This window comes from Planktomarina temperata RCA23, assembly GCF_000738435.1.
GTDB lineage: Bacteria > Pseudomonadota > Alphaproteobacteria > Rhodobacterales > Rhodobacteraceae > Planktomarina > Planktomarina temperata.
The window spans coordinates 3,062,794-3,081,190 of record NZ_CP003984.1 but is presented as its reverse complement, the minus strand read 5'-3'; the positions used below and the strand labels follow the sequence as shown (position 1 = coordinate 3,081,190).

Genomic DNA, 18,397 nt, shown 5'->3' with positions numbered 1-18,397 from the left:
CGATCAATAGGGTAGGCCCACATAGTTTTCAGCCATAGCTTGTTGCGCGGCACGATTGCTGCGCAAGAATTCTATTTCTGCCAGCTGCATCTTAAAATCAAAGGCGCTTTGTTCTGGATAGCGATGCATGAGCGATGAGAACCACCAGCTGAAGCGTTCGGCCTTCCAAACCCGGGCCAGGGCCAGCTCGGAGTAGCCATCAATCCCCGCCGCATCGCCTGTCTCGTAAAACTGCCGCAAGCCATTATAAAGATAATGCACATCAGAGGCGGCTGTATTGAGGCCTTTTGCGCCGGTGGGCGGCACGATATGGGCCGCATCGCCGCAGAGGAACAAGCGGCCCCAACGCATTGGCTCGCTGACAAATGACCGCAGAGGTGCGATGCTTTTCTCTATCGAAGGACCCGTGACCATTTTTTCCGCGACCTCTGGTGGTAGCCGGCGTTTCAATTCGGCCCAAAAGGCCGCATCGCTCCAATCCTCTGGTCGGTCGGTGAGGTCGCATTGAATGTAGTAGCGGCTGAGGTTTTCGTTGCGCATAGAGCAAAGTGCGAATCCACGTTCGGAGTTTGCGTAGATCAGCTCATGGCTGACCGGAGGCGTGCGCGACAAAATTCCAAGCCAGCCAAAGGGGTAGATTTTCTCATATTCTTTGCGAATCTCGCTCGGAATGGTTTTGCGACTAACCCCGTGATACCCATCACAGCCGGCCACGAAATCACAGCTGATCTTATGGGTTTGCCCGTCTTTGCGATAGGTGACAGTGGCCGCGTCGCTTTCAAGATCGTGAATCTCTACCTCTTCCACATTATACTCAATTTGACCGCCCATAGCTTCGCGCGCATCATAAAGATCTCGGGTGACCTCAGTTTGCCCATAAACCATGACGGAATGCCCAGTCAGCTCTTTGAAATCGATGCGAAACATCTCATCGCCGTAAGAGATGAGCGTGCCGTCATGGGCGAAGCCTTCCTTGGCCATACGGCCACCGATCCCGGCCTCCTCCATCAGCCCGAGCAGACCGCGTTCCAAGACGCCCGCGCGAATACGGCTGAGCACATAGTCTTTAGATTTTCGCTCCAATACCACCGATTGAATGCCGCGTTTATGCAGCAATTGCGACAAAAGCAGCCCGGAAGGGCCGCCGCCGATAATGACAATTTGTGTCCTACGCTCACTCATAACCTGTCTCGCAATGATCAAATCTACGCATTAGACGCGCCCGTGAAACAGTGGTCCAATCCGGGCGAGAGTTCAAGCACCGAGACATCTGGGCAGTGCAAGGGCAATCGCCCATTGCGCAATGGCAAAAAAACACTAGTAAAAGTCAAAAATATATTTTCGCTTCATCCCAGGTTATCACTAGGGTGGCGCGAACGTGTTCCAAAGGGGGCTTTATGCTGGTTGTTGGGGGAGACAATTTAATTGATCTCATCGAGATATCGCGCGACGATGCTGCGGTCTCATTCGCGGGTGCCCGTGGCGGCTCTGGTTATAACACGGCCCGCGCGACGGCGCGGCAGGGGCAAGATGTGGGCTTCATTACCCCCATAGCGCAGGATAATCTGGGGCATTTTCTGGCGGATAAAATGGTCGCTGATGGGGTGGCGCTGCTCAGCCCGCGATCAGAAAAACCCTCGTCATTGGCGGTGGTAACTTTGGTCAACGGCCAGCCCAGTTATCAATTTTACCGAGGCGATACGGCTGAACGGCAGGTGGATTTACCCTCTCTCAACGCCCATTTCCCGAAAAATGGCCGCGCTTTTCATCTGACCTCTTTGTCAATCATCGCTGGGGCGGATGCGGAGGCTTGGGCTGAATTTTTTGTTGCGAAACACAAAGCGGGTATCGTCACCACTTTGGATCCCAATGTGCGCCCAATGCTGATTGAGGACTGCGAGTCCTACCTTGCGCGCCTTTGGTATTTGATGTGGCATTCGGATGTCATCAAGCTCAGTGATGAAGACCTGGAGTGGATTTATCCTGAGTTGTCATTTGAAGCGGCTTGCGAGGCCTTGTTGGCCAAGGCCACAGCTAAGCTGACCATCATTACCAAAGGTGCCGAGGGCGCCCTTGGATATTGCAATGGTCACCGGGTCATCGTGCCGGCTCATCCGGTGGGGAAATTGATCGATACGGTTGGCGCTGGGGATACCTTCATGGGAACGGTATTAAGCGGCCTCAACGGTGCAGATCTGCTCACGCAAACCGCCTTGTCAGAGCTGACGCAGGACGGGCTGCAAGACCTTTTGAGCCGGGCTGCCAAAGCGGCTGCGATCAACTGTGGACGTGAAGGCTGTGATCCGCCCAGCAGCGCGGAATTGCTTTAAAAAGCAACCGACACATTGGGCAGGTTTAGGGCCTTGACCAATTCGCGCAGCTCTTGCCTTGCGGCGATATTGGATATGCTCAATTGATTGATCCCCACATCCTTGAGATCAAGCAGGGTTAGACCGCGGGGAAATAATTCGCGAAAGATCACCCTTTCGCCAAATCCGGGCGCCACGCGAAACCCGATTCGCTTGGCGAGGAGCGCGATGGCATCTCCCATTTTTTGTTTGTTGATCATGTTTTGCGTGCCGAGGCGGTTGCGCACCACGATCCAATCCAAGGGCGCCAACCCGGCCTTGGCGCGCAATTGCCGCGCGCTCCACACCATTTCGGAATAGACAGATGGGCCTTTTACCGTGATCCCATCACTCTCAATTTTTGCCAGAAGATCAAAGTCGACGAAGCTGTCATTAAGCGGTGTGATAAGGGTATTGGCCATAGCATGGGCCATTTGAGACAGGCGCGTGTGGCTGCCTGGACAATCAATCACGATGAAATCAGACTCTGGCTCCAGCAGTTCTACAGCGGCCGAAAGGCGGCGGTCCATCAGGTTTTCACCTGGGTTAAGATCGGCTTCGGCAATTTCAGGTAAATCAATGTAATTGGGCGATTGGAGCGTGATGTCGCTTTGGGCTGCATAGCGGATACGGTTGGTGACATATTGGCCGAATGTTTTCTGGCGTAAGTCCAAATCCAGACCGCCCACCCGGTGACCCATACGCGCCAAAGCCGTGGCCAGATGCATGGTTGTGGTCGACTTGCCGGAACCACCCTTTTCGTTGCCCACGACAATAATATGCGCCATCTCATGCCTCACAAATTTAGTGTATTTTGCCCCGGATATAGACGCGCAACGCGATCAAGGAAAGCACCTTGCGCAAGACCTCTGCGCCTTTCGATGTTTTTTGACTTATGGACCAAAGCCAACAAAAAAGACCGGCTCCAAGAAGCCGGCCTTTTGAATTCGTGAAGGGGAATGGCTTAGAAGCCCAAACCTTCGTATTTCTTTTTGAACTTTGACACACGGCCGCCAGTGTCCATCAAACGCGCGCCGCCACCGGTCCAAGCTGGATGCACGGAGGGGTCGATGTCCAAAGACAGCTGATCGCCATCTGCACCATAGGTGGAGCGCATTTGTACGATGTCGCCATTGGTCATTTTGACATTGATGAAGTGATAGTCTGGATGGGTATCTTTTTTCATGGTCCCGCTCCTTAAGACTTGGGTTTATAGTTGGTTTGCTCTGCGATACGTGCGGATTTACCACGACGATCCCGGAGGTAATACAGCTTGGCGCGACGTACGCGACCACGGCGGACAACGGTGATGTTGTCAATGTTTGTGGAATGCAGAGGGAACACACGTTCCACGCCTTCACCAAACGAAATCTTACGAACAGTGAACGATCCTGCGATACCGACGCCATTGTTGCGTGCGATACATACGCCTTCGTAGTTCTGAACCCGGCTTCTGGTGCCCTCGGTTACTTTAAAACCAACACGCACGGTGTCACCGGCTTTGAAATCGGGAATGTCTTTCCCGAGGGCGGCAATTTGTTCCGCCTCTAATTGTGCAATCAGATTCATCTGACGCTCCTTTGGTTGCTCGTGGTTGTTCCACGAAGTTTGATACCACCTCAGAGCTCTCAGTCTTCTTCCGGGTCCACCGCAGTGCCCGCTAGAGATCAGGTCGTCGTTGCTTTTTGCTGTACGAATGGGTTTGTGGATCCGCAGGCCCCGAAGAAAGGGTGCACGTATAATCGAAAACGCAATAGCACAGCCGCCCGAATCCATCTCTGGACCAGACTTGCGCCGTATATTTCGAGACTGCGGGCAAAGCAAGAGGATAGATTGGGACTGTGGCGCTCAAGCGCGCCTTATTTCCGATATTTTTCCCAAAGATCTGGCCGGCGGTCTTGGGTGAGGGCTTCGGATTGTTCGGCCTGCCATTGTGCCACCTTGCCATGATCACCAGACAGCAACACAGGCGGGATTTCACGTCCCTCCCAAACGGGCGGGCGTGTGTATTGCGGGTGCTCCAACAGGCCGTTGGAAAAGCTCTCTTGCTCTGTGCTGGCCTGGTTGCCCAACACGCCGGGAATGAGGCGGACAGCGGCGTCGAGCATCACCTGCGCCGCCAACTCGCCACCGGAGAGCACATAGTCCCCAATGCTGATTTCTTCGATTTTGAAGTGATCAATCACCCTTTGATCTATTCCTTCAAACCGGCCACATAGGACCACAGCGCCGGGCCCATCGGCCAGAGCTTGCGCGCGCGCTTGGGTCAAGGGACGGCCGCGGGGCGACATGTAGATGATTGGGCAGGGCGGGCGACGCAGCAATATATCCGACAAGGCGCGACCCAATACATCGGCACGCATGACCATACCTGCGCCCCCGCCGGCTGGGGTGTCATCAACATTGCGATGCTTGCCCTCGCCATAGGGGCGCAGATCATGGGTGTGCAATTGCCACTTGTCGTCTTTTAGACCCTTCCCGGTGAGGGAGGCGCCCAGAACGCCAGGGAATAGATCAGGAAAAAGTGTGATCACATCCGCACGCCAGACACCGGCCAAATCTGGCGTTTCGCCGTCCAGGGTCCGGGGTTTGAGCGTTGCACGGATCGACTTACGCCCATGAGATTTGCTGGGTGCGGTCATAGCAACCCTTCAGGCGGGTCAATAACAATTCGCCGCGCCGCCAGCTCTACAGTGGGCACAATCGCCTTGGTAAAGGGGATTAAGGCCGTATCTGACGCACCGGGAACTGTCACCTCAAGCAAATCATCGGCGCCGTGGTTCATCACGGATTTCACATGGCCAATTTCAACTCCGCCGGTGTCGCAGACCTGCAGGCCGATCAAATCTGAATAATAATATTCATCATCTGGCAAAGCCGGCAAATCTTCGCGGCGGGCGAACAGCTGTGTGCTGCGCAGCATATCGGCTTGTTCTTTGGTCTCCACCCCAATGATCCGGGCTGAAAACCCGTTTTTGATTTGGCCGATCAACGACAGCTCAAAGCTGCGAGTCCCGGATTCATCGAGTAAAGGTGCGTAGTTTTCAATATCGCTTGGAGTGGCGCAATAGCTTTTCACTCGCAATTCGCCGCGCACTCCATAAGCACCTGCAATCATGCCAACACAGATCAAAGCTGTCATTGGGTCACTCCTAAACAATAGCCGTTTTTCATTTTGCCACCATCCTCGATACACATCTCGCTGGCTTGATGGCGGGCGTAAAAATACCCAACCAAAAAGCATGTTCCGATCAGCATCAAAGAACGAATAGGGCGCAACAACATGCCTTACCCTTAATGCGAAACCTTAAAATGGAAAACCCCGCCAAAGAGGCGGGGTTCATTATTTTTTGAAGCGCAGGCCGTGCTGCGCGGAAGATTACTCTTCTGCGGCGGCTTCTTCTGCAGGGGCCGCTTCTTCCACTGGAGTGGCCGCTTTTGCGGCTTTTTCTTCAGCGCGCTCAATGGCTTTCTTGCCAGGTTTGGCTTTGATTGGGTTGTTGCGTGTTTTGGCCGGGATCACGCCTGCGGCTTCTAGCATACGGGACACACGATCTGTTGGCTGTGCACCTTGACCGAGCCAGTGCTGAATGCGCTCAATGTCGAGCTTTACGCGCTCTTCGCTGTCCTTGGCCAAAAGTGGGTTATATGTGCCCAGTTTTTCGATAAAGCGACCATCGCGCGGCATGCGCGCATCAGCAGCAACAACACGGTAAAAGGGGCGCTTTTTGGACCCACCACGGGCCAAACGGATTTTCATAGCCATTGTTAATCTCCTTGAAAATGGCAAATAGGCAGCAGATATTGCGGTCTATTCTTGATAAGTTTTGTGGTTCTGGATGACTTCTTGAACAATAAAGTTCAGAAATTTCTTGGCGAATTCGGGGTCGAGATCGGCGCGTTGCGCCAGATCTTGCAGACGGGTAATTTGTTGCGTCTCACGGGCGGGATCCGATGGTGGTAGAGCATGTTTGGCTTTGAGCTGCCCCACGGCTTGGGTGTGGGCAAAACGCTCGCCCAGAGTATAAACCAAGATGGCATCCAAGCGATCAATGCTCTCGCGGTGTGATTTCAGCAGCTCTGCGGCGCGTGTGGTATCGTCCGTCATAACAGGCCTCCGGGTGTCATATCTGAATGGTTCATTTCTTTTTTCCCAAACCGCTCAGGCCACCGGGCAAACCGCCGCCCAATCCGCCCATTCCTTTGGGCAAGCTCATGCCTTTGGGCAGGCCGCCCATAGCGCCACTGGCGATTTGCTCTTGTGCTGCGGCAAGCTCTGCTTGACTTGGGGCGCCCTGGCCGCCGAGCATGCCCTTGAGAGCGCCCAACCCGCCTTTTTTGCCAATTTTCTTCATCATATCTGACATTTGGCGATGCTGTTTGAGCAATTTATTGAGATCACTCACCTCAAGCCCCGCCCCCGCTGCGATCCGCTTTTTTCGGCTGGCTTGCAGCAAAGCGGGATTGGCTCGCTCTTTTTTTGTCATGGAATTGATCAAGGCAATTTGGCGCTTTAACAGGCTGTCATCGAGGCCGGCTTGATCAATCTTGCCCTTCATTTTTGCCATGCCGGGCATCATGCCCATCAGGCCCTGCATACCACCCATTTTTTGCATTTGCTCAAGCTGGCTGCGCAGATCGTTCATGTTGAACATGCCCTTTTGCAGGCGGCGCATCATCCGTTCGGCTTGTTCAGCCTCAAGCGTTTCTTGTGCCTTTTCGACCAAAGCGACGATATCGCCCATGCCCAAAATGCGTCCCGCGATGCGCTCGGGCTCGAAAGTTTCCAACGCATCCATTTTTTCGCCGGAGCCTACAAATTTGATCGGCTTGCCGGTGACCGCACGCATTGACAGCGCCGCACCACCGCGACCGTCCCCATCCATACGGGTGAGAACCACGCCAGAGATGCCGATTTTGCCGTCAAATTCTTCGGCGACTTCTACGGCCACTTGGCCTGTTAACCCATCGACGACGAGGAGTGTTTCACGCGGCTCGACCGCATCGCGCACATCCTCAACTTCCTGCATCAGGGTTTCGTCGATTTGCAGACGCCCGGCAGTGTCGAGCATATAGACGTCGTAGCCGCCCAATGTGGCCTGCTGTTTGGCACGTTTGGCAATTTGGACTGCGGTTTCACCGGCGACGATGGGCAGGGTATCAACACCCACCTGCGCACCCAAAATCGCGAGTTGTTCCATCGCGGCGGGGCGGTAGATGTCCAATGAGGCCATCAGTACCTTTTTACCTTCGCGGCCGGCCAAGCGTTTTGCCAGTTTCCCGGTGGTCGTGGTTTTACCGGAGCCTTGCAGACCCACCATCAAAATCGCAGCGGGTGGGTTGTCGATCTTCAGATCACCCGGTTCGCCTTCACCGCGCAGCGTGTCAATCAGAGCGTCATGGACGATCTTGACCACTTGCTGGCCGGGGGTGATTGATTTTGTGACAGCCGATCCAGTGGCTTTGCTTTGAACTTTCTTAATGAATTCGCGGGCAACAGGCAGGCTGACATCGGCCTCTAGGAGCGCAACGCGCACCTCACGCAGGGCTGTTTTCACATCCTCTTCCGACAGCGCACCTTGCTTGGTCAGCCGATCAAATACACCACCAAGGCGTTCGGATAGATTTTCAAACATGGGTCCGCCCCTTTCGCTCCGCACACGATCCCGCAATAGCGCAGGCCGCGTAAATTTCCAAAGTCCCAAACCGAAAAAGCACCCGTGGGCGCAACGCGCTGACGGATGGCGATCCTGGCAAAAGCCTGAGGACCGGAAGACTACAACTTCCGGGATTCGCCTGCGTTTACACGTGTCCCGCGTCCAGAGTCAAGCGCCGCATGTGCCGGGGCTTGCATGGCGACCATGGAGAAAAAAATTGCCAAAGCGGAGGTCTGTCATTACTGACACGGGGGCAGCGCGGCGTTTTTGCACGGTGGGCGACAAGAGGGCAAGGGCGTTATGTTAAATCCAGTGACGGCAGAATTTACAAGCCAATTGCAACGCCTCCTGCCGGCCGCAGCCTTTCCAGAGCTGAGCGATAAATATCTGACCGAGCCGCGCGGATATTACCAGGGATCTGCTGGGCTTTTGGTGGCTCCGGAAAGCACGGCTCAAGTGGCGCAGGTCATTGCGGCGGCGGCGGCGGCTCGGATCGGGGTTGTGCCCTATGGAGGCGGAACCGGTCTTGTTGGGGGACAAATCTTGCCAGAATCCAAGAATGGCGCCCCAAGCCCGCTGATCTTGAGCCTTGGGCGAATGCGCCGGATTCGGGCCCGTTACCCTGAGGAGAATGTTCTGGTGGCTGAAGCTGGTGCGGTGTTGGCGGAGGTTCAACAAAGCGCGGCCGATGTCGATCGATTGTTTCCACTATCGCTGGCTTCTGAAGGCACGGCGCAGATTGGCGGCTTGCTTGCGACGAATGCCGGCGGGGTAAATGTCCTGCGGTATGGCATGGCGCGCGACCAAGTTTTGGGCATTGAAGCCGTGATGGCAGATGGCCGGATTTTCAACGGTCTGCAACGACTGCGAAAAGATAATACGGGCTATGATCTGCGGCACTTGCTCATTGGGTCTGAGGGCACCTTAGGCATTATTACCGCTGCGAGTCTCAAGCTGGCGCCCCGCCCCCAATCTGAGGGCACGGCGCTTTTGACCGTAGAAAGTCCAAGTGCGGCGCTGGATCTGTTGGGGCGGGCTAGGGGCCTATTGGGTGAGAGCATCTCTGCGTTTGAGTTGATTTCTGGACAGGGCTTGCGCTTTTTGGCCGAGACTCACCCGCAGATGCGTCAGCCATGGTCTTCGCCGCCCAATTGGTCGGTTTTGCTGCATCTCGGTCTTTCGAATGGTACAGGGGCGGAACAAGCAATTGAAACTCTGTTTGAGCAGGCATCTGACTTGATCCGTGATGGGGTGATCGCCCAATCTGCGCAGCAAGCGCAGGATCTGTGGAGCTTGCGAGAAACCATCCCTCTTGCCAACCGTGCAATTGGCGCGATCTGCTCGTCGGATATTTCTTTGCCGCTGTCAGAAATTGCCGGGTTTATCGCCAAGATGCCTGCAATGCTGGCCCGTTTTGGCGACCTCCGAATTAATTGTTTCGGTCATCTTGGGGATGGGAACCTGCATTACAACCTTTTCCCGGCTGAGGGTGTACCGGCCTCAAACTACCGCGACATGCGCGCAGATTTGCAGGCAGAGGTGCATCGCCTTACGCATGAATTGGGGGGATCTGTTTCTGCGGAGCATGGCGTTGGGCGGCTCAAGGTGGCGGATATTGCGCGTTTTGGCGATCCTGTGAAATTGCAACTGATGCGCCAGATCAAAGACACGCTGGATCCCCAAGGCATTTTGAACCCTGGGGCCGTTCTGCCGCCCAGGGCCGCCTAGCTGCGGGCTTGTGTTTCGATCCAATTCCAGGAGCTTTGGCACATATCATCCAGACCGAAGTGAGTCTCAAAGCCCAAAACCTCTTTCGCTTTGCGCACATCAGCCAGACAGGTTGGCACGTCGCCTGCGCGGCGGGGGGCGATGACATAGGGCAGGTCTCGGCCGGCGGCCTTGCCATAGGCGGTGTTCATTTCTAGAACGGAATAGGCCTGCCCTGTGCCGAGGTTGACCACATGCCCCTCATCGGTGGAGAGTAATTTTTGCACAGATAACACATGGCCGCGCGCTAGGTCGCAGACATGAATGTAATCGCGTTCGCCTGTGCCATCGCGGGTGTCGTAGTCATTCCCAAATACATTGAGATGTGGCAATGCGCCGCTCGCAACCTTTGCGATATAGGGCATGAGGTTGTTGGGAATGTCGGACGGATCTTCGCCAATTAATCCGCTGGGATGGGCCCTGGCTGGATTGAAATAGCGCAGCACGCCAAAGGCCCAGGGGTCAGCGGCCGCAGCTTGGGTCAAAATTTGCTCGCTGGCGACCTTGGTGAACCCATAGGGGCTCGTGAATTGTAGCGGAGCGGTTTCAGCAATGGGAACCTCCTCTGGCTCGCCATATACGGTTGCGGAGGAGGAAAACACCAAACGCGTAATGCCTGCGCTCTTCATTTCTTCCAGCAGGCATAAAAGACCGGTGACATTGGTTGAAAAATACGCAAGCGGCTGTTCAACACTCTCCCCCACAGCCTTGAGCGCTGCAAAATGGATCACGGCGGAGATATCATGTTCGGTGAAAATCTGTGCCAACAGCGCCTTGTCCAGCACCGAGCCTTCGTAGCAAATGACCTGATTTTGCCCGGTGATTTGTCCCAAACGGATCAAAACACTGGGGTTTGAATTTGAGAAATTGTCTAAAATGACAACCTCAAACCCCGCTTCGATGAGGGCAACATAAGTATGCGACCCAATATAGCCCGCCCCGCCTGTGAGTAATATTTTGTTTCCCATCGGGTTATCCTAGCGAAGCTACTGAACTTGCTCAATGGTCAAGCTACCGACCCGATCACTGACCCATTGTTGCGATTTCCAAATAGTTTTTCCTGAGATCCAAAAGGTGTTTTCAATCTGCCGCCCGGCCAGATCACAGATCTCTACGCGTCTGATAACCCTATGTTTGTGGCCTAAAATGGTGATCGTCTGAGCACCATGATCGGTGAGGCCGCAGGTCAGGGGGACGGCTTCAAGATGATTTTGCGAGTTTATATAGCGCAGCATCCGTTCATATTGCCCGGACCCTTTGAAAATAGCGCGATGTGCTGCCGCATGATCTGAGCTCATCAGGTCATCGCCAAAGCCGCGCGATCCCGCGAGCAAGCCATTTTGCAGCAGCAGAGCAATACCGTCATCCGAGACATAGGTTCGGGTTGGACCGTTTTCTTGGATCATGTTCAGCGAGGCCTTGGCCTCCAGCTTTGGTGCGCTGACCAAAATAACTGGGCCTGTTTGGCCTTCGGTGACACTGGCGCGTGTGAATACTTCTGGTTCGGGCGCCGGTTCCGGAGCTTTGGGTTTGAGCAGTGACAAACCTTGATCTAAAATTTTCTGGGACCAGGGTTGAGTGCCATCTGGGGATGGGGAGCCGCAACCGACCAAAAGAGCCATCAGGCCCAGAGCGATGAGTCTGCGCATGTCTACCTCCAAAACCGGCCCCATTGGGCCTCAAGCTGCGGAACATGGGTGTCACGAACCAGGTCATATAGCCGATCCGAAAGATCCAATTTCGCACCGCCATCGCGCAGGAGGGGACGAATGACCACGGACCGTTTCACACGGCTTGGGCGGCCAATGCTCCAAGAGGTTGGAATTTCCATGACGATACCTTTGTCAAAAGATCCCTCGCCAAAATCATCAAAGGAAATATCGGTCAGCGTCGCATAGGCACCGACCTTCCAACCGTTGTTGAACTCCCGGTTCAATTGCACACTCATCCCCCAGTCTTTTGCCAGATACCGACCGACATCGAGTTGTGCATGCAGCCCGTTGTCGAAAGCATAATAGCCGGAAAAATGCCCGGTAATGGTGTCATAGGATCTTGGGGCGCCCAGGCCTGCTGTCGTGACGGTGAGCGGGGCAAAGCCAAGCCCGTCGAAACTTCTTTGGCGAACGGCGCTGACCTCGAAGCCAAGACCGAATTTGCTGTCAACAGGTTTCCACAAGAGCTCGGCAGATAGGCCGCCATACATGCGCTCCAAATATCCGGCGCTGAACCGGCCATAGAGATTGGTTCCTGGCCGAAAGCGATAATTGGCGGTGAGATCTTGAAGCACAGGTCCGTTGGCGCGGTCGTAAAACGTGGAATCCGATCGCACATGCGTGATGATGGAATCGGAATATCTTGGTGTGGAGGTGTAGTTGTCCACGATATTTTGGCGAAGCGTGCCGGTGACATAGACCCCCCTTGCGGGCACCCACTCCGCTGCCAGCTTTGCCCCAAGTGATAAGGCCACAGGATTATCTGGATCAAATAAGGATGCGGAGACGTCTGGCCCAAAGGACTATGAGAATTGAGGAAAAACGCCCTCGGCTGCCGCGGCTCTGTGATCTATGGCTGCGGCATCTGTCACGATTGTCGCGGCGCGCATGTCGGATGCGCCCGTGGGGGTGGCCTCATGGGTTTCTAGTGCATCGCGTGGGAAAATCACTCGAGAGCCCGCTATGCCCTTGACCATCGGAACTACGGCTATGGTGTCAACGGAAGCTGGGAGCGAATTAGACAACAGGCGTGCGACATGGCCAATGGCTTGGGGTTGCGATTGATAGCGGTGGTTTTCGACGGTCGCAATGGCGATCGTATCGGTCAGCGATAGACCGATGAGTTGGATGCCATCCTGCCGAAGCACCGGGGTCAGCGCGGTGATCAGCGCGCTGCGCAAGGATGGGATTTCTGACCACCCAGCAGGAGCGACCTGAGCCTTGGCACGCGGTAACACCGGCATAGGGGCCGGATCGCGGGTTGCGCCGCCGGGGCTGTGTTTTGGATTGCTGGTCAGACTGGCCAAAATGCCTATTTCATCACCATGCTGCGCATAGGCGGTGAGCTGGACGGTGGGTTTGATCTGATAATCAAGCGCCAGATTGAAAGGAGAGCGATGCTCAAAATGGCCGTAGGAAACTTCCTGTGTGTACGCATCCGAGGAATATTCAGCCTTGAGCGTAACCTTGTCGGTCACTGGCCAAGCAAAGCCGGCAAAAAAGGCCGCTGGACCGCGAAACCAGCGCGCGGATTCGATGCGCCCTCCAGTGCCGGTATAGCCCGCGTCACGGGTATCAAAGCGGCTGGAAATCATGCCAAGAGGATTGTCAAAACTATTATGTGATCCCAAACGGCCCCACCCAATGCCTGCGGTGGCGACAACCGGGCCGAAGGTTTTGCTCGCTGCAACATACTCGCCGCTATAAACGCCCGTACCGATAAAATCTTGCAAACCCACGGCAACGGCGGGCCGGAGCTGCGTTTCGTCAAGCAGCCGGTAGCGCAGATCAAAAGATCGGTCGTAGAGTGTTTGTGTTGGCCTTTCGATAGATGAGTAGCGAAAGGCCCCCGTCAGCCGGGGGGCAATCTGAAACGTCAACGTATTGCGCAGGCTCTTGCCCGATTGCGAAACGGAAAAACTCAACTCTGCGTCCGGTGCCGATTGCGCGCTGGGCATATCGACCAGACCAGGCATGCCATAGGCGTTATATGTGACCCTTGGTTCGGCGAATGAAATATGCGCGGTACACAAAACACCACTGAGGGCAGCCCAAAATAATTTCATTAATTAAATCCTTAACAATGTCTTAGGATACCTTAAAAATGCGAAGTTTGTAAACTGTGGATCTAGAAAATGGATATTTTTTGCTGGGCAATTTACCTATAGGCGCGAAAGAGCTATGGGCGGGGCATGACAGCCTATAACCCTCCGATGGACCCTTTGGATGTGATCCACCTGGATCATGAACTTTTGCTGGTCAACAAGCCCTCGGGTCTTCTGTCTGTGCCCGGGCGTGGACCGCTTTTGGCCGATTGTTTGATCTCTCGCATTCAGGCCGATTATCCCACGGCGCTTCTGGTGCATCGGTTGGATCGCGACACCTCTGGAGTCATGGTCTTTGCTCTGTCACCTCACGCGCAACGTCATTTGGGTCTGCAATTTGAAAAACGCCAGACGCAAAAGACCTATGTGGCGCGGGTTTGGGGGCAAATGGTGGAGCAAAGCGGCACGGTTGATCTTCCGATCATTGTAGATTGGCCAAACCGGCCACGGCAGATGATTTGCCATGAGACTGGCCGCGCGGCACAGACCGATTGGCAAGTGATTAAAAGTGGCCCCCAGGAAACGCGAGTGAAATTGAGCCCAAAAACGGGTCGTTCGCATCAACTTAGGGTGCATATGTTGGCGCTTGGGCACCCGATTTTGGGAGATCCGTTTTATGGCACGCCGGAAAGCCAAGCGGCTCCGCGCCTTATGCTCCATTCCCACCGCCTGCGCCTGCGCCATCCGGATGGCGGCGAAATGATGGATTTTCGCGCAAAAATACCGTTCTAAAATGGCGGCTTGGTCTTTCGAGCGCGGCGCGCGGTGTGATCAAGATCAAAAGTGCCCCACCAAAACCCCTGTCCCTGCGCTTATAGCTTGTCCAGGAAAGTGAGTTTTGATGGGGCTTTGGGCGTAAGAGCTACACGTCTTCCCAGCAGCTCACAGCTTTGATTTCCATGAACTCATGCAGGCCAAATATACCGCCTTCGCGGCCATTGCCCGATTGCTTATAGCCGCCAAAGGGGCTGCCCATGCCGAAGCCGACGGAATTGGTTTCGACCATGCCAGAGCGCAACTGCCGCGCCACGCGCTGACGTTGTTCTTGATCGCCGCATTGGATGTAATTGGTCAAACCGTAGGGCGTGTCATTGGCGATTGCGATGGCTTCCTCTTCCGTATCAAAAGGCATGATGCTCATGACGGGGCCAAAGATTTCCTCGCGGTTGATGCGGGCGGTGTTGTCCACATCCGCAAATATGGTCGGGCGGACATAAAAGCCGCGGTTTAACCCTTCAGGGCGACCAAGCCCGCCGGCGATCAATGTGGCGCCATCTTCTTTGATACCCACTTCGATTAGGGCCTGGATTTTGTCAAACTGCATTTGACTGACCACCGGACCGATGTGGTTGCCCTCTTCGGAAGCGGGGCCAACCTTGGTGGCCTCGGCTGCGGCTGCGGCTTGCTCCAGAGCCTCGGCATAGCGAGACCGCTCCACCAACATACGGGTCGGGGCGTTGCATGATTGGCCGGAATTGCGCATGCAGCGGGCGACGCCATTGGTCACCGCATCTTCAGCGGCATTGGCGAAAATGATATTTGCCCCTTTGCCGCCAAGCTCGAGGCTTACGCGTTTGAGCGTATCTGCGGCGGCTTTCGAAATGGCGATGCCTGCACGGGATGACCCTGTGAAGCTGACCATATCCACATCAGGATGCACAGACAATTGCGTGCCAACGCCCAGTCCATCGCCATTGACGAGGTTGAAAACACCGGCCGGAAAGCCTGCCTCATGGATCATCTCAGCAAACAACAGGCCTGAGAGCGGTGCGACTTCCGAAGGTTTCAACACCATGGTGCAGCCAGAGGCCAGCGCGGGCACGGCTTTGAGCACAATTTGATTCATGGGCCAGTTCCAAGGGGTGATCAAAGCGGTCACACCAATTGGTTCCATGACCGTGCGCTCATTGGGCGCTTGGGGGCCAAGCGGGCGATCAAATTCAAAGTCTTTGAAAGCATTAATGAAGCCTTGCAAATGCCATGTCCCAGCACCGACCTGCTGATTGCGGGCCAATTTCTGTGGCGCGCCCATTTCAAGGCTGATGGCTTCGGCCATATCGGCCTGCCGGGCTTTGTAAACTTCGAGGAGTTTTTCCAAGAGCTCCAAACGTTCCGCTTTGCTGGTCTGGGACCAGCTGGGGAAGGCCGCTTTGGCCGCTGCGACCGCTGCATCTGTATCGGCCTGGCCGCCTAAGGAGATCACCCCAACCACGTCTTCTGTGCTTGGATCTATGACATCAAAGTCATGCGCTGTTGCTGGGTTAACCCATTGGCCGTTTATATAAAATTGGCGCTTTTCGATCATCTTTGCCTCCCGCAGAACTGAATTCGACAGAGAATGTCACTGCCGAATGATTTTCGCAAGCGTTGAAGGCCTAGGGATGTAAATTTTTTGTTAAGGACCGGTGCACTACAGAGCCGCCCAGTCAGAACACTTTGCCCGGTGAAAACACCGGACAGTGTTGAAATGAGGGCAGCGCCGGCCTGGGCAGGCACAGCCCGGTGTTGCCACCGGGCACATGTTTTGGCGTGGCGGCTGGGTTATGCAGAGGTCTTATTTAAGGATTTGGTTTACCCAAAAAAAGCCCCACCAAAGGCGGGGCTTTTTAAGATGTTGGCTCTTGGCGGTTTAGCCTTCGCTGGCCTCATCGGCTGCGATTTCTTCGCCGGTTTCTTGGTTGACCATTTTCATGGCCAAACGCACCTTACCGCGATCATCAAAGCCCAGCAGTTTGACCCAAACCTCTTGACCTTCTTTGAGAACATCGGAGGGGTGGTTCAAGCGGCGATTTTCGATTTGGCTGACATGCACCAGACCATCGCGTTTGCCGAAGAAGTTTACAAATGCGCCGAAGTCGACAACTTTGACAACTTTGCCTTTGTAGATCGCATTTTCTTCAGGCTCTGCCACAATCGCGTGGATCATGTCATAGGCTGTTTTGATGCTATCGCCATTCGGGCTGGCGATTTTAATCACGCCTTCGTCGTTGATATCAACTTTCGCGCCGGAGACTTCAACGATCTCGCGGATCACTTTACCGCCAGAGCCGATGACTTCACGGATCTTATCGGTTGGGATTTGCATGGTTTCAATCCGCGGAGCATGTACCGAGAATTCCTGCGCGCCCGAAATGGATTTGCCCATTTCACCCAAGATATGCAAACGGCCAGCTTTGGCTTGCGCCAAGGCTTTTTTCATAATGTCCTGCGTAATGCCGGCCACTTTGATGTCCATTTGCAATGAGGTGATCCCGGCTTCTGTGCCGGCCACTTTGAAGTCCATATCGCCGAGGTGATCTTCATCGCCCAAGATATCGGTCAGAACGGCATATTCACCGTCATCTTCCAAGATCAGACCCATGGCGACACCGGCCACAGGTGCTTTCAAAGGCACACCTGCATCCATCATGGACAGCGAGCCACCACAGACGGAGGCCATAGAGGAAGAGCCGTTGGATTCGGTGATCTCAGAGACCAAACGGATCGTGTAAGGAAAGTCGGTCGCTGCAGGCAAAACCGCCTGAAGTGCACGCCATGCCAATTTCCCATGCCCAATTTCGCGGCGGCCCGGAGGGCCAAAGCGGCCAACTTCGCCGACCGAATAGGGCGGGAAGTTATAATGCAGCAGGAAGTTGGATTTATAAGTGCCGTGCAAGGCGTCGATCATTTGCTCATCATCGCCGGTGCCCAAAGTGGTCACGACCAGACCCTGCGTCTCACCACGGGTGAACAGAGCAGAGCCGTGTGTACGTGGCAACAGGCCGGTTTCGCAATTGATTGCGCGTACCGTATCCAAGGCGCGCCCATCGATGCGCTTGCCATTCTTGACGACATCGCCGCGCAGAACTTTGGATTCCAGTTTTTTCAAAGCAGAACCGAGGTTTTCATCGGCCAATTGCTCTTCGCTCAGGCTGGCTTTGATCGCGTCTTTCGCTGCGGCAACCGCAGAGGTGCGTTCTTGTTTATCGGTGATGGCGTAAGCGGCGCGCATGGCCTCTTCACCAGCAGCAGATACGGCAGCGAAGAGGTCGCTGTAATCTGGAGCTTGGAAGTCAAAAGGCTCTTTCGCGCAATCTTCCGCCAGATCCACGATCAGATCAATCACAGGCTGGATTTGCTCATGTGCAAAAGCAACCGCGCCGAGCATCTCATCTTCAGACAGCTCATAGGCTTCGGATTCAACCATCATCACCGCATCTTTGGTGCCGGCCACAACCAGATCCAAGCGCTGCTCAGGGTTCTGGCGCAGGTTGTGCATGTCATCAATTGTTGGATTGAGAACATATTCACCATCAACAAAGCCCACACGCGCGCCTGCGATTGGGCCCATGAATGGTGCGCCCGAAATGGTCAGAGCCGCCGAGGCCGCGATCATCGCAACCATGTCAGGGTCATTGACCAAGTCATGAGACAGAACGGTACAGATCACCAAGACTTCGTTTTTGAAGCCCGGCACGAACAAAGGCCGGATTGGGCGATCGATCAAGCGAGATGTCAGCGTCTCTTTTTCAGTTGGACGCGCTTCACGTTTGAAAAAGCCACCTGGAATTTTACCGGCGGCGTAATATTTTTCATTGTAATGTACAGTCAGAGGGAAAAAGTCCTGACCGGGTTTTTGGCTTTTGGCGAATGTTACGTTCGCCATAACTGAGGTTTCACCCAAAGTCGCAATTACGGTGCCATCGGCTTGACGGGCAACCTTACCTGTTTCCAAAGTAAGGGTTTCTTCGCCCCACTGAATGGATTTTTTAGTTTCTGTAAACATCTGTGTTTTCCTAAACGGCCCATTGGCCTGTCACATGGCGGCC

The 18,397-nt window shown here is 54.7% G+C and carries 16 protein-coding genes and 1 pseudogene; 3 read left to right on the top strand and 14 right to left on the bottom strand.

The window, feature by feature from the left end; translation table 11 throughout:
* Positions 1-3 precede the first annotated feature (3 nt).
* Positions 4-1,182 (bottom strand): 4-hydroxybenzoate 3-monooxygenase, encoded by a 1,179-nt coding sequence (gene pobA, locus RCA23_RS14825; RefSeq protein ID WP_044050958.1) that lies wholly within the window; start codon positions 1,180-1,182, stop codon positions 4-6.
* Positions 1,183-1,397: 215 nt separating this feature from the next.
* Between pobA and RCA23_RS14820 the strand changes: the two genes are divergently transcribed.
* The gene (locus RCA23_RS14820) at positions 1,398-2,330 is read left to right on the top strand and encodes a carbohydrate kinase family protein (protein WP_044050957.1); all 933 of its coding nucleotides are present in this window, start codon (positions 1,398-1,400) and stop codon (positions 2,328-2,330) included.
* Here RCA23_RS14820 and RCA23_RS14815 read toward each other — a convergent pair.
* The 8 genes from RCA23_RS14815 to ffh form a co-directional block, all read right to left on the bottom strand.
* Positions 2,327-3,136, bottom strand: a complete 810-nt coding sequence (locus tag RCA23_RS14815) for a division plane positioning ATPase MipZ (RefSeq protein WP_044050956.1) — start codon at positions 3,134-3,136, stop codon at positions 2,327-2,329. The two genes, RCA23_RS14820 and RCA23_RS14815, sit on opposite strands and share 4 nt — an antisense overlap.
* A gap of 176 nt (positions 3,137-3,312) precedes the next feature.
* Positions 3,313-3,534 (bottom strand): 50S ribosomal protein L31, encoded by a 222-nt coding sequence (gene rpmE, locus RCA23_RS14810; protein ID WP_044050955.1) that lies wholly within the window; start codon positions 3,532-3,534, stop codon positions 3,313-3,315.
* An 11-nt stretch (positions 3,535-3,545) separates the two neighbouring features.
* Positions 3,546-3,917 carry a 50S ribosomal protein L19 gene (gene rplS, locus RCA23_RS14805; RefSeq protein ID WP_044050954.1) on the bottom strand — a complete coding sequence of 124 codons (372 nt, stop codon included), beginning with the start codon at positions 3,915-3,917 and terminating at the stop codon, positions 3,546-3,548.
* A 290-nt stretch (positions 3,918-4,207) separates the two neighbouring features.
* Positions 4,208-4,990 carry a tRNA (guanosine(37)-N1)-methyltransferase TrmD gene (gene trmD / locus RCA23_RS14800; protein WP_044050953.1) on the bottom strand — a complete coding sequence of 261 codons (783 nt, stop codon included), beginning with the start codon at positions 4,988-4,990 and terminating at the stop codon, positions 4,208-4,210.
* A complete protein-coding gene (gene rimM / locus RCA23_RS14795; protein ID WP_044050952.1) occupies positions 4,987-5,490 on the bottom strand; it encodes a ribosome maturation factor RimM in 504 nt (167 codons plus the stop codon). The genes trmD and rimM overlap by 4 nt, the downstream gene beginning before the upstream one ends.
* Positions 5,491-5,727: 237 nt before the next feature.
* Positions 5,728-6,114 (bottom strand): 30S ribosomal protein S16, encoded by a 387-nt coding sequence (gene rpsP / locus RCA23_RS14790; RefSeq protein WP_044050951.1) that lies wholly within the window; start codon positions 6,112-6,114, stop codon positions 5,728-5,730.
* A 45-nt stretch (positions 6,115-6,159) separates the two neighbouring features.
* Positions 6,160-6,456: a chorismate mutase gene (locus RCA23_RS14785; RefSeq protein ID WP_044050950.1), complete on the bottom strand. Its 297-nt coding sequence runs from the start codon at positions 6,454-6,456 to the stop codon at positions 6,160-6,162.
* Positions 6,457-6,487: 31 nt separating this feature from the next.
* Positions 6,488-7,984 (bottom strand): signal recognition particle protein, encoded by a 1,497-nt coding sequence (gene ffh, locus RCA23_RS14780; RefSeq protein ID WP_044050949.1) that lies wholly within the window; start codon positions 7,982-7,984, stop codon positions 6,488-6,490.
* 321 nt (positions 7,985-8,305) lie between these two features.
* Here ffh and RCA23_RS14775 point away from each other — a divergent pair, with 321 nt between their 5' ends.
* Positions 8,306-9,733 carry an FAD-linked oxidase C-terminal domain-containing protein gene (locus RCA23_RS14775; protein ID WP_044050948.1) on the top strand — a complete coding sequence of 476 codons (1,428 nt, stop codon included), beginning with the start codon at positions 8,306-8,308 and terminating at the stop codon, positions 9,731-9,733.
* On the opposite strand, the gene galE is transcribed toward RCA23_RS14775, so the two are convergent.
* The 3 genes and pseudogenes from galE to RCA23_RS16810 form a co-directional block, all read right to left on the bottom strand.
* A complete protein-coding gene (gene galE, locus RCA23_RS14770; protein WP_044050947.1) occupies positions 9,730-10,740 on the bottom strand; it encodes a UDP-glucose 4-epimerase GalE in 1,011 nt (336 codons plus the stop codon). The two genes, RCA23_RS14775 and galE, sit on opposite strands and share 4 nt — an antisense overlap.
* 18 nt (positions 10,741-10,758) lie before the next feature.
* Positions 10,759-11,421, bottom strand: coding sequence for a YjbF family lipoprotein (locus RCA23_RS16120; RefSeq protein WP_052377218.1), 663 nt, complete (start codon positions 11,419-11,421; stop codon positions 10,759-10,761).
* Positions 11,422-11,423: 2 nt separating this feature from the next.
* A pseudogene (locus tag RCA23_RS16810) lies at positions 11,424-13,550 on the bottom strand (YjbH domain-containing protein).
* Positions 13,551-13,676: 126 nt separating this feature from the next.
* Here RCA23_RS16810 and RCA23_RS14755 point away from each other — a divergent pair.
* A complete protein-coding gene (locus tag RCA23_RS14755; protein WP_044050946.1) occupies positions 13,677-14,321 on the top strand; it encodes an RluA family pseudouridine synthase in 645 nt (214 codons plus the stop codon).
* Positions 14,322-14,451: 130 nt separating this feature from the next.
* On the opposite strand, the gene RCA23_RS14750 is transcribed toward RCA23_RS14755, so the two are convergent.
* Positions 14,452-15,894 (bottom strand): aldehyde dehydrogenase family protein, encoded by a 1,443-nt coding sequence (locus RCA23_RS14750; RefSeq protein WP_044050945.1) that lies wholly within the window; start codon positions 15,892-15,894, stop codon positions 14,452-14,454.
* A 324-nt stretch (positions 15,895-16,218) separates the two neighbouring features.
* Positions 16,219-18,354, bottom strand: coding sequence for a polyribonucleotide nucleotidyltransferase (gene pnp, locus RCA23_RS14745; RefSeq protein ID WP_044050944.1), 2,136 nt, complete (start codon positions 18,352-18,354; stop codon positions 16,219-16,221).
* Positions 18,355-18,397 lie beyond the last annotated feature (43 nt).